The sequence below is a fragment of the Paenibacillus harenae DSM 16969 genome (genome assembly GCF_000422465.1).
GTDB lineage: Bacteria > Bacillota > Bacilli > Paenibacillales > Paenibacillaceae > Pristimantibacillus > Pristimantibacillus harenae.
The window spans coordinates 233,258-245,745 of record NZ_AULV01000013.1; the positions used below are offsets into that span (position 1 = coordinate 233,258).

Genomic DNA, 12,488 nt, shown 5'->3' on the forward strand with positions numbered 1-12,488 from the left:
AAAATCTAATTGTCACTTTACCATCCGAAGAAAATACTGTCAATACCCGATCAAGCAAAAAGAAAAAGTTACAACTAAGGACCGGAGAATATTCTCCGGTCCTAGTTTAATATCTATTAACTTATTTTTGATTTCCTTTAAACCATCGAATAGCAAATGAAAGTATAACAAAAACTATTCCTAGCACTCCCATATACATGTAGTAATCAGGACTTTCATTGTTTAAAATACGTCCTAATCCAAAGATTACAGCTAATGGGATACCGACAACGAGAAATATTTTTGATAGTTTCACATACAGCCTCCTATTCTAAGTTGTTATTAGGCGAGGGGCACGTAGGTACACATATACATCATTGTCGCACTACAGATAAATCCGCCCCATCCTCCAGTAATTACACCCAATACAGCACACATTACTACACTACTCCATCCACATTTTTCACTTTCAGACATTGCTGCTTCTGCTTTGGGGGTTGATAAGAGATTATCAACAACAGCAGCTATGCCGCTTTTATTTTCTACAACTTTTGAACCTACGCAACCGCAATCCTCCTTGTTGAATGCTTTTTGATCTTTTTCGAATACTTCTTTAGAACGTGTTACTTCTTTATTTTTCACTTTATTATTTACTGTTATTGTATCTTCTGTCACTACTCCAAAGGTAGCATCTATAAGTTCATTATTATTAAAATCATAGACTACGGTTAGTGACCATCCTGTTTTATCTTGGTTTTCCTTTTTTTCTACATGTTCAAAAGCAAACACGTATACATCCTTTTCAGGAACAAGTGCCATCCCCATGAAATGCTTTTTTAATTGGCCGTAGTTGAGGTCTGAAAAATCGTTAAACCCTTTATTTTGCGATAGGTTTTTTAATACATTATCAATTTCTTTTGCATCCTCCACCATACTCAAAGTTAATTCTTTTTCGTTCGCGAATGAAGTAAAACCGGTATTCAGCATCAATAGTGAAACAATGAGACTTAGCGTTACCAGCACTTTCATTCTAAATTTAACCATGAAAACTTCCTCCTAATAATGATAATTTTTGTAAGACAGTATAAATATACCATTCGAGAATTTAGGTTGTATTTATATTTTTTGTAAATATTAGCTTATTATCTATATGGGGTTCCACCACATGCCCATCAAGTTAAGTAATTATTACACCCCCAAAACGATAAAAAGCTATTCTTTTTGTTAATAAAGGATAGCTTTTTTTCGTTGTCGGGGTATTCGAAAAATTTTAGCTTGATGGGCATTTGGCGGAACCCCTATAATAACATTCTTCCCAGAAGTTCACTCCTATGAGCATCTTACCCGTTAAGGTAACACAGCTGCTGTAGGAAAATTTGTACTGGATTGTACAGTTTTTAAATATCAACTAGGGGTAATACCCGAAAGTGAGGCCGGTCTGGGAAATATTAAATTTCATTAAGCTAATGTTCAGATAGACGCAACTTTCCAGCCACTGGAAACGTTTATTTATTGAAGGGTTTTGGGTGAAGCTCGGTGGCTAGATATATATTATAAAGACTTTGAAATTTGATAAATCAATATTTTCAAACCAAACGGCATGAATGAATACATCCATTAACCTGATATGGGTTACTTTCATTGTTTTCTCCTTGTTCGTACCATTGAGTCTGCCACTTGTTAATTATCCAAATAAATATTGACAGAAAATTGAAATGGCAATAAAATGTAAAGATGGTATAGACTTACTCCATGAAAGCAATCTTTTAACAAATATATTAATAGCTAAAGTCATTTAACATATAATGAAGTAACAATCAATCATTGAAAGGGTGTGTTATGTATGAAGCATAAATCAATTCTAGGAGTATTTTTTGGTCTTGCTTTGATAGCATCCACTGTTTACGCCTCCGATTCAACCAAGCCTTCTTTAAATAATGTACATGAGGTTGAAAAATCGATTCCTGATTACCCTACCAATGAACAAGGACAAACTTTTGGTAGTGGACCATTTCCTGCAGGTGAAGTAAAAGAGCCTGATTTAATTATGGCAGAAGGTGAAAATGGGGTTGTGGGATATGTTAAATCCTCAGATTTAGTACCATCAGTTTCGTCACCAGAAGAAGCTTTGGCACACAATAAATTAATGAAAGAACTTGGTTATAAATCACTCCCGCTATATGAAGCAGACGGAAAAACCATTATTGGTGAATTCAGGATGTATTCTTCTACCAATGGTGATAAATAAAATTTATCATAAAAACTATCTTACAAGAAGTGTTATTTTCAATGAAATGGAAGAATTTAGCTTCTAAAGTGACGGGAATATCTATCTTGTCTATCTTTTTAATGTCAGCAACAGTATTTGCTTATACAGCAGAATCACCGAAGTCAACAAAAACACTTTTTGGTTATACTTACGATGCTTATTCAAGAGCACATGTTGAACCATGGACTTCAACAAGCGATCATGTTTTTGCTTCTACATTAATCTTAACACAGAACTCTGATTTTGTTCCCGTTGGTTATATGGGTGCACAAGCACGTTTATACAGTATAACTGGAGTGTTAAAAGATTCAAGCACTGTGAAATATAATTCAAGTTCAAGTAATAATTTAGTAGTATTTACACCGCTAAGATTACTAACATCCGATACATACTATTCGCAAGGTAGAGCTGAATTTTACAATGGTAATAGTTATGAGGGCCTTAGTATAAATATGTCTCCTCGTGTTACTTTATCAAATACAAAATCCCTTTCCGTAACTAATCCATTGCCAGATAACTTGAAACAGCAAGAAGAATATGCTGTAAATAATAATGGAGAAACGTTTGGTTCCGCTTTATTAGAAGCTAAAATAGGAGAAGAGCCAGATTTGATTAGTGCATTGGGCACCAACGGAATTCAAGGGTATGTCAAGGCTGACGATTTATTTCCAGATGTATCCGATCCTCAAGAGGCACTTCGTAGTTACAGTGTTAGCGCAATAATTCCTTTATATGATACGGATGGTATAACAGTTATTGGTGAATTCGAAATGAAAACCGAAGAATCGATTCCGGTAAGTAATTAACATACTAATGACTTAAAAGAAGATGCAGCCTTCTTATTCAGGCTGCATCTTCTTTTATTCAAACGTCTTGTTTGATAATCATGAGATGCGTACTGGCTGCCTTGATCCGTAAGGCCCAAGAAGGCCTCATACAGGGGTACCGCCACATGCCCATCAAGCTAAGAAGAATCTATACTCCAAAATAGGAAAATAAGCTATCCTTTCTATATCAAGCATAATTCCATAGAAAGGATGGTTTTCCATGAATTCTCCACTTTCTATCAGCGAAGAAATGCATTTATTAGCCCAACAGCTTCAACATCATTTTTCTCCTACCCAACTTGAGGAACTCGCTAGAAAAGCTGGATTCGTCCAACGAAAAAGCAAATATACCGCGCAGGATTTGGTTTCCTTATGTGTCTTTTTAAATGAGCATGTATCGATGACTCCCCTCGCACGATTATGTAGCCAACTTGATGCCTCCAATCATCTTTCGATGAGCGCAGAAGGATTGAACCAGCGGTTCAATCCTTCTGCAGTTGCCTTCCTTCAATCCCTTTTTTCAACACTTCTCCAAAAAAAAATCTCGACTTCTTTCTCGCTACCTTGTGAATGTAACTCCTATTTTCACCGAATTCGTATTCTGGATTCGACTGTTTTTCAACTTCCAGATCCCTATGCCGAACGTTATCAGGGATCCGGAGGAAGTTCTCATACGGCTGGTATGAAAATTCAACTCGAATACGAGTTAAAAACTGGAGAATTTTTACAAGTGGATGTTGGCCCCGGAAAAAACAACGACGGTTTATATGGTTCAAAACGAGCGAAAACGGTGGAAATGAACGATCTTTGTATTCGAGATTTGGGCTACTTTAGTTTAGAAGACTTCGAAGAAGTGGAGCAGCGTGGAGCTTTTTATGTTTCGCGGTTAAAATTGAATGTCCGTGTATATGAACAAAATAAGGAAGTTGAACAATTCAAAGATGGCAAGGTAAAAAAGCAATCGTTGTACAAAGAAATCGATTTGGAAGCTATAATGAATCGTCTTCAATCCGGAGAAATGGTTGAACTTCCCGAAGTGTATCTGGGTCTCTATAAAAAATTTCGCACGCGGCTTCTCATTTGCAAACTTACGGAAGAACAGACTCAAAAGCGGCTCCTGATGCGTGCTAAACAGGAGAAAAAGAAAAACATAACCTATAAAGAACGAACAAAGCGTTTAAGTGCCATCAATATCTACATGACCAATGCCCCTGACATCTATTTAAAAAAAGAGCATGTCCATGACCTGTATTCCCTACGCTGGCAAATCGAGATCTTATTTAAAACATGGAAATTCATCTTCCATATCGACCGGTGTAAGCCGATCAAAACTGAACGATTTGAATGTCATGTATACGGGCAGTTGATCGCCATTTTGCTTAGTTCTACTCTCATGTTTCAGATGCGTAGGCTTTTGCTGTTGAAGAAAAAGAAAGAAGCCAGTGAATTCAAAGTAATCTGTATCTTAAAAGAATATTTTCTTTCTCTACATGATGCCATTAAAAAACAAGCGGATGATGTCCAGCGAGTGCTTCTCCAATTCTTTCGGATGATTGAAAAGAATGGACGTAAGTCACATCGGTATGAGAAGAAAACCGTATTTGACATTCTAGGTGTAGTCTATGAGTGTAGACAGAAATACCGATCTGCTGCCTAGAAATTTGAAATATCAAAAAAATGAAGCGGCGAAGGCTTGTTTAAGTCTGTACAAAATCCAGTTCTAAGCTAATTGATTTGGATCAAGTGACGAACTTTAGCATCTGTTCCTTTTTCTTTGTTCTTAGCTTGATGGGCATGGGGTTCCACCAGCAAAACGCATATTTACAACGCTAAAGAGATTCAGACAAAGTTGCTCCTCGTTCGAATGATGCGGCCTATGTGAAGCTCAGTAATAACGTACAGCTCGACCATGTATTTACCATCCGCGAGTATCGAACGTTGGGGCATGGCAATACCCTCTCTTATGGCGGTACTTCCTATACTCTCGCTGATTCCTCGATCCTGCGTTTCGACGCCAAAACGGTCGTTGAAGTGCGTCAGACGCTTTCGGGAGAAGTGTTCCTTTGGCATCGTGATCAGGCTCTGCTACTCAAGAAAACAGAGCGGCCGGAACGGAAGCAACAGCAAAAGAAAAAGGCGAGTTCTGCGCTCCAACGCAAACCCGCCGACAATCATCCGTGGAAAACCACGTATGATACCAACCTTTCTAAGGGTAACACAAAACGCAGCGCCTTCCAAGACGCTATGTATTCGCAACACAACAGTTATTCAGAGGCCCCCTGGTAAAGGCGGCCTCCATTCTAACAAGTGACATTTTCACTGCACAGTTAGAGTGACATTTTCACAGACGATTGACATACCCATCAGGTAACAATTTGGTCCTGCTCGTCCCAAGCATCCCGTCACAAATCGTTGCGGTTTGCTGTGATTGAAATCACAAGTCCGCCTCCAACACGTGTATATACTGAAATTATTAAGCAGACTACGCAAGTTTATCGCACAACGATGCTTTTGATGTGAAGCTTTGCTTCATCAAACTTTTCTGGAGGGGATCTGCATGTTAAGCGAACAATCCGTTCAAATTATTAAATCCACTGTGCCTGTACTAGAGGTGCACGGCGTTACCATTACGAAACGCTTCTACGAGCTCTTGTTCACCGCTCATCCGGAGCTGCTCAACCTATTCAACCACGCTAACCAGAAGCAGGGCCGCCAACAGACCGCTTTGGCTAACACCGTGTACGCCGCTGCTCTGCATATCGATAACCTGGCTACCATTATTCCCGCCGTTAAGCAAATTGCGCATAAGCACCGCAGCCTTGGCGTAAAGCCGGAGCATTATCCGATCGTCGGCAAATATTTTCTCGCGGCGATTAAAGACGTGCTGGGGGATGCCGCAACCGACGAGATTTTGAATGCGTGGGCTGAAGCCTATGGCGTGATCGCGGACGCTTTTATCGGGGTTGAAGCCGAAATGTACGATCAGACGCACAAGCAGTCCGGCGGTTGGGAGGATTTCCGCGCATTCCGCGTGGAGCGGAAGGTGAAAGAAAGCGACGTGATCACTTCCTTCTATTTCGTTCCGGAGGACGGAGGTGCGATCGCAGCCTTCGAGCCCGGCCAATATGTAAGCATAAAGATTGAAATTCCTGACGATAATTATACGCATATCCGGCAGTACAGCCTCTCCGATTCACCCGGCAAGCCTTACTACCGGATCTCCGTGAAACGCGAGGACGCAGCGCAAGGACGTCCTGCCGGCAAAGCGTCGAATTACTTGCATGAACATATCGCAGAAGGCAACACCGTTTATTTGTCGGCACCTGCAGGCGATTTTGTTCTGGATCGAAAGGACGAACGCCCTGTCGTGCTCCTTAGCGGCGGCGTCGGCTTAACGCCTATGATCAGCATGCTTAATACGCTGGTCGAGAAGTACCCGCAGCGCCCGGTAACGTTCATTCATGCCGCGCAGAACGGCAAAGTCCATGCGATGAAAGAGCATGTGGACACGCTGGCTCGGAAGCATCCGCAGCTATCCGTCTACTACTGCTATCAGCAGCCGACCGCTAAGGACCGTGAGCAGCATGCTTACAACAAAGAAGGCTACATCGATCTGCCGTGGCTGAAATCCGTTATCGCGGAGCCGAACGCACGTTATTATTTCTGCGGTCCGATTCCGTTCATGCAGACGGTTAACCAAGCTTTGCAGGAATGGGGCATACCAAGTCCGGACATTCATTTTGAATTTTTCGGTCCCTCCGCCAGTCTGGAGCCAGCAACCGCCGTCCGTTAATTCGAATCCTTCGCCTTCGCGCGCAGCAGCCGGTTCACCGTCTCGCGGCGTAGGCCGATCAACTGCCCGATCTCGTCCTGCGTCAGGATGTCCGTCAGCGCCGCGGGTCCGATATACGTCTGGAACCACTGCTGCAGCTTAAGCAGCTTATCGGCCGGGGCAACCTGCGTTAATTGGTCGATCCGATGCTGCATCATACGCAGCTTACTCTGCAGCAGCAGCGCGATTTCTCGGCTTTTCTCCGGGCTCGACATCAGATCGTCATACCACTGCTGCGGCGGTATCCGCTCAATCTCGCACGTTACAAGCGCAATGGCCGTTCCATGATAAGGCATCGGGCTGATCAAGGAATGATGCGGAATCCTTTCGCCCTCTACGATAATATTAACGAGATAAGGATTGCCGTCCTCATGCACGCGGACAATCTTGAGCAGGCCGCTCTTCACATGAAAGAGATCCCCGGTCTCGCCTTGATGAAACAGCGTTTCGCCTTTATGCAGCAGCACGATGAAGCCTCCTTCTTCTACAGCCCGTCCGGCCTGCCGGCGGGCTCTTTTTTACAGCAAATCCCGTGTTCAAAAAGATCCGCCAAAGCGGGAACCGATTCCGCCCTGTAGCTTACTCCTTCCACTCCTCCGGCAGCAGTCTCTGGTACTGCGGCTGCAAGTAACGGTCATCGATGAGCACAAGCGTGCCACGATCCGTCTCCGAGCGGATCAATCGGCCGCCGGCCTGCAGCACTTTATTCATGCCGGGGAATACGTAGGCGTAATCATAGCCGCTCTTCCCCTGCTCGTTAAAATAATCCTTCAGCATATTCCGCTCCACCCCCAGCTGAGGCAGACCGACTCCCACCACAATGACGCCGACCAGCCGGTCTCCGGCAAGATCCACCCCCTCAGAGAACACGCCTCCCATGACGGCAAAAGCGACTAAGGACCGCTCGTTCCCCGCCTGAAAGGCAGCAAGAAACCCGTCCCGCTCCTCCTCCGGCATATCCGGCCTCTGCAGCAGCACATCCGCTCCCTCACCGGAATCCGACCATTCCATCAACTCCATATACGTCTCATAGACGGCATTCATATAGGCATAAGACGGGAAAAACACAAAATAATTGCCCGGTCTCTCGCCCACCAGCCGCTTAATAAGCTGCGCGATCGGCAGCTTCGATTCATCGCGGTCGTTGTACCTCGTCGACAACGGCTTAACGATCACGTCAAGCTGCTCCTTCGAGAACGGCGACGGGACAGCCAACGTATAATCTTCCTCGCCCGCGCCGAGCATGTCCATGTAATACGAGACCGGCGACAGCGTTGCGGAGAAATAGACATGTGACCGGTAGCCCTTGCCCATGTGCCGGAGCAGATGCGAAGGGTCGAGGCAGAACAGCTTCAGCCGGACGTCGCTCTTCGACAGCTCCGTATACACGACGTAACGCTCGTCGTACAGCTTCGCCGTGCGGATGAAATTTTGCGCGGCAAAATACGTATCGAGCAGCAAGCCGCCTATACCGATCCCAAGTGCCTGCTCGGCAGCCGCCGCGAAGGCCTCCGCGAGCGCGACCAGCTCATCCGGCAGCTGCCGTTCCACCAAATGAGGCGCTCCGTCGCTCCGCTTCCGCAGCGCGATAAAATAATCATTAACCGCCTTCGCCGCCCGGAAGCCGGTTTCATGAACGCCCTTCAGCTCCCGCTGCAGCGCAAGGAACGGCGCTTTCGACAGCTCCGCCGAGAACATGTCCCGCGCCCGGTCGACCAGATTATGCGCCTCATCGACGAGCAGCGCCGTCCGCTTCTTCTGCTCGGCATACTGGCGTTTGAACGAAATACGCGGATCAAATATATAATTATAATCGCAAATGACGGCATCCGCCGCGTAAGCGGCGTCCAACGAAAACTCGAACGGACATACGCGATGCTTGCGGGCGTACGCTTCAATGACCGCCCTCGTCATGATCGATTCATGCTCGAGCAGGTCCAGCACCGCGCCGTTAATCCGGTCGTAATAGCCGTCCGCATACGGACAATGCTCTTTCTCGCAGCGCACCACGTCCTGGAAGCAGATTTTCTCCTTGGCCGTAATGGTAACCGCTTGAAGCTGCAGCCCCTTCGACCTCATGAACAGCAGCGCGTCCTCGGCTGCCGCTCTCGTCGTCGTGCGCGCCGTCAAATAATAAAACCGCTGCAGCATGCCCGCTCCTATCGCTTTGACCGCCGGGTAGGTCGTCGAGATCGTCTTGCCGATGCCGGTCGGCGCTTTCGCGAACAGGCGCACGCCCTCCTCGATCGACTTGTAGACCGCTCCGGCCAGCTTGCGCTGTCCCGCGCGGTACGACTCGAACGGAAAAGCCAGCTCCCGGATGCTCTCATCCCTCGCCTGCTCATGCCTGCGCCGCTGCTGCGCATAAGGAGCGTATCGCGCCGCTACCTCATGAACGTACTCCTCCAGCTCCGTATAGCTGTACTCCCGCACGAAGCGCCGCTCCTCCTCCGTATCCGTCTGCACGTACGTAAGCTGCACGCGCATCGACGGCTGCTCTTGCTCCTTGGCAACCATATAGGCGTAGAACAACGCCTGCGCCCAGTGGACCGCATAGCCGTCCCCCTCGATCCGGTCCAGGTCGCCGCCGGTCGATTTGATCTCATCGACCGTAAGCATCGGCTCCGTACCTAGCAGCCCGTCGCATCTTCCGTCCACCGCAAACAGCAGATCATCCACCCGGATGTCCGCTTTCACGTAAACCTCCTTGCGATCCTGCTCGCCGTAAGACCGCTGCACCCGCTGATGCGCCTTCGTTCCTTCATGCATCGTATCGATCGCATTTAACCGGACATCGATGCTTCCGCTCAAAAACACATATTCCACTAAGTGCCTTACCGATATCTCGACCGTCGCCTTGGTTAACATAACGAATTTCCCGCTCCCATGAAGAACATTTGTTCCTCAATTGTACCACATTGCGGATTTCATTATTAGATTAGGCTTGACGGGCTTTCGGCGACTGGTCAATAGTAGGGATACATTCATAAGCATCGCGTTGAAATTGGTTGCAGGAAATCGAATTCATACAGGAGTGAACAACATGAGGAAATGGTTCTATATTGTCATTCTAATGGCGATTAGCGGTCTTGTCGGCTGTAGTACAGGGGAAGAGAAAGACATTCAGGAGATTAGATTGGAATGCACGGAGCTATGCCAACAGCTCGAGAAACCGCCACTTCAAGAGAAAGTTGTGACGGATGCGGATGAAATAGACATTTTTAAGAAGGCAATCAATCGTGCGGTGAAAATGGGCGGCGAGCTTGATTACGGCGTCATGTTTTTTATGCATCTATCGTATACGGACGGAACCAAACAGAAATACGCATTAAACATTACGCGTGAGGCGGGCCAATCCGGACTGCTTGTCGATACGGCGAACAGCGGGCAAGGATATATTATACCTGAGGATATTTCGGAAGCGTTAAGTGAAATTATATATGGGAAGTAGGCGGCTGGCCGTATGGTCAGCCCACAGCACCGGAAGCGCTATAATGCATCTCATCCAAGATAAAACATTTCTTGGCGCTTCATCACCGTTTCTATCCTGTATTTCATCCATGATAAAATCATTTCTCGGCGTATCATCCCTCCTATACTGTATTCCATCCAGCGTAAATGCTCCAAACCGTCCATTAGCTCGCCAAAAGTGCTTTTTTGATGCATAAAATACAGGATAGCGCGCAATCTGGGCAGACTCCGGGTAAATGACTGTACGAAATACAGGATAGCTTCGTACAAAACCTGGAAATTACATCTACATCTACTTCTACTTCTACTTCTACTTCTACTTCTACATAAGTTTCTACATTTACTTCTACATCTTGTTATAAATCTTCACCTGCAACTGCATCTTCATCACATAACCTTCTTCATCACACATACATCTCCATCACATACCATCTGATCTATTCGGCAGTGGACAACATAAACCCATCCGCGAACAGCACTAAGAAGGACGCCGGAGCGCCCCTATTTTGATACCGGATTTCACAGCAGATCTGTCGTGTCCTCCGTTTTCACAGCAACTGCTCGATATCTCACATACCTCCGGCCATCACACCAACTCAATATCTTCCTCGTCCACGATTTCTACCATATCCAAGAAATCCTCGGTCTCTTCCTCCGGATGATTGCCTACGCCGTTCAGCAGGTCCGTTCCGTGGAACTCATCCCCCGGCGAAGCGGGATCGACCGGGCTGTTGCTCGCGACCGCATCCGCGTCGGGCACGGCGGCCAGCTCCTCCGATATTTCTTCCGGCGTATCCGCCTCGGAGTCTCCGACTCCCGCCTCCAACGCTTCCGGCACATGCGATTCATGCACGCGCGCGACGTCATGCTCCGGATATTTCTCCTTCAGCTGGTCTACCGCATTCCGCACACCGCCGCCCAGTACGTCCTGCGTGAACAATCCAAATTCAGGATCGATGTCCCTCTCCGTTACTAAGCTGTGAGGCTCATGCTCATGACGATCGTTATCCTTGGCCACTTTCATTACCTCCTCTAATCGTATCCCCCCTATAATACCCAAATCCGTTATTGTTCTAACCATAGGCCAAAATCGCAATCGTCGCGTTATCCTGATACGGCCTCCGCCAGACAAGCACCTGCCGCAAAATATATTCGGCGGCACGCTGGGGCGGCAATCGCACGGCTTCCGCAAGAAGAGGCTCTGACAGCACATCATACAGCCCGTCGCTGCACAGTAGAATCCAATCCCCCGCCTGCAGCAGAAGCGGCTCCCGATTGGCGTCGATCTCAACCAGCTTCGGGATGCCTAAATAGCTGGTCAACAATTGGCGCTCCGGATGCGTGTCCGCCTCTTCCTGCGTCATCACGCCCGCCCGAACCCGCTCCTGCAGCCGATTGGCATAGACGTGGTCTTGGGTCAGCTGGGTAAGCCCGCCGTTCCTGTACAAATAAATGCGGCTGTCCCCGACGGAGGTCCAATAAAGCCGCCCCTCCTTAACAGCCGCGGCAATGAGCGTAGTGCCGACGCTCCATTCCAGACCGTGCTGCTTCGCCAGCTCGTATACCGCCCTGCCCGCCTCCCGCAGCGAACGCTCGAGCGCTTGCGGAACAGGCTCATCGGATGTTTTGCCCGTATACGCGCTCAGCATAGTCTGAACGGCAAGCCGGCCGGCTTCGCCTCCCATGGCGAACCCGCCCATACCGTCGGCCAATACCGCCAATACGCCATGGCGTTCAATCGCTTCCGGGTTGTCTATCGGCGAGAAACACCAGGCATCCTGCTGCTCCTCCCGGGCTCCGATATGCTGGGCATTACCAGGTATTACCCGGAGCCCGCTCTTGCCCGCGCCGGACAAGGCAGTCGCTTCCGCCCCTTCTCCATGACCCGCTTGCGCGCCGGTTGCGCCTGACTTGCGACTTGCAAGCCTACGGGCAACGATCAAGACCGCCAGCAAAATAACAGCGGCAAGAATCAAGAAAATAACCGTCAGCTCATCGCCCATCCATTTGTTAGCCATATAGTCCCCCTGCCTCCGATACGAATCTTTCCGGATATTATATGGACATTTTTATTTAGGGGACTGGGGAATTATGTCAGACATTAAACTTC

General features: G+C 47.3%; 11 protein-coding genes and 1 pseudogene. 6 read left to right on the forward strand and 6 right to left on the reverse strand.

The genetic code is table 11. The features are described 5' to 3' along the window. Window positions 1–121 precede the first annotated feature (121 nt). On the reverse strand, window positions 122–295 hold the full coding sequence (locus H581_RS37600) for a hypothetical protein (RefSeq protein WP_156889465.1): 174 nt from the start codon (window positions 293–295) through the stop codon (window positions 122–124). Window positions 296–321: 26 nt separating this feature from the next. Further along, window positions 322–1,023 carry a hypothetical protein gene (locus tag H581_RS0101035; protein ID WP_028608383.1) on the reverse strand — a complete coding sequence of 234 codons (702 nt, stop codon included), beginning with the start codon at window positions 1,021–1,023 and terminating at the stop codon, window positions 322–324. 799 nt (window positions 1,024–1,822) lie between these two features. On the opposite strand from H581_RS0101035, the gene H581_RS0101045 reads away from it, so the two are divergent. The 5 genes and pseudogenes from H581_RS0101045 (at window position 1,823) to hmpA (ending at window position 6,868) form a co-directional block, all read left to right on the forward strand. Next, on the forward strand, window positions 1,823–2,227 hold the full coding sequence (locus tag H581_RS0101045) for a hypothetical protein (protein WP_028608384.1): 405 nt from the start codon (window positions 1,823–1,825) through the stop codon (window positions 2,225–2,227). A gap of 41 nt (window positions 2,228–2,268) precedes the next feature. After that, window positions 2,269–3,054, forward strand: a complete 786-nt coding sequence (locus H581_RS37605; protein ID WP_036717283.1) for a hypothetical protein — start codon at window positions 2,269–2,271, stop codon at window positions 3,052–3,054. A gap of 241 nt (window positions 3,055–3,295) precedes the next feature. Further along, a complete protein-coding gene (locus H581_RS0101055; protein WP_028608385.1) occupies window positions 3,296–4,732 on the forward strand; it encodes an IS4 family transposase in 1,437 nt (478 codons plus the stop codon). Window positions 4,733–4,923: 191 nt separating this feature from the next. After that, window positions 4,924–5,361, forward strand: a pseudogene (locus H581_RS0101060) (ISNCY family transposase); the annotation flags it as partial. Between the two features lie 271 nt (window positions 5,362–5,632). Further along, on the forward strand, window positions 5,633–6,868 hold the full coding sequence (gene hmpA / locus H581_RS0101065; protein WP_028608387.1) for an NO-inducible flavohemoprotein: 1,236 nt from the start codon (window positions 5,633–5,635) through the stop codon (window positions 6,866–6,868). Here hmpA and H581_RS0101070 read toward each other — a convergent pair. Together H581_RS0101070 and H581_RS0101075 are read right to left on the reverse strand one after the other, a co-directional pair. Next, window positions 6,865–7,374 (reverse strand): Crp/Fnr family transcriptional regulator, encoded by a 510-nt coding sequence (locus H581_RS0101070; RefSeq protein WP_028608388.1) that lies wholly within the window; start codon window positions 7,372–7,374, stop codon window positions 6,865–6,867. The genes hmpA and H581_RS0101070 overlap by 4 nt on opposite strands. 112 nt (window positions 7,375–7,486) lie before the next feature. Then, entirely contained in the window at window positions 7,487–9,775 is a 2,289-nt protein-coding gene (locus H581_RS0101075; protein ID WP_036717286.1) for a helicase C-terminal domain-containing protein, read from the reverse strand. 175 nt (window positions 9,776–9,950) lie between these two features. On the opposite strand from H581_RS0101075, the gene H581_RS0101080 reads away from it, so the two are divergent. Further along, the gene (locus H581_RS0101080) at window positions 9,951–10,358 is read left to right on the forward strand and encodes a YhfM domain-containing protein (RefSeq protein WP_028608390.1); all 408 of its coding nucleotides are present in this window, start codon (window positions 9,951–9,953) and stop codon (window positions 10,356–10,358) included. A gap of 606 nt (window positions 10,359–10,964) precedes the next feature. Here H581_RS0101080 and H581_RS32665 read toward each other — a convergent pair. Then, window positions 10,965–11,396, reverse strand: a complete 432-nt coding sequence (locus H581_RS32665; protein WP_036717288.1) for a hypothetical protein — start codon at window positions 11,394–11,396, stop codon at window positions 10,965–10,967. Window positions 11,397–11,451: 55 nt separating this feature from the next. Further along, complete coding sequence (locus tag H581_RS0101095; protein ID WP_028608392.1) at window positions 11,452–12,396, reverse strand: PP2C family protein-serine/threonine phosphatase; 945 nt, start codon at window positions 12,394–12,396, stop codon at window positions 11,452–11,454. Between the last annotated feature and the right edge of the window lie 92 nt (window positions 12,397–12,488).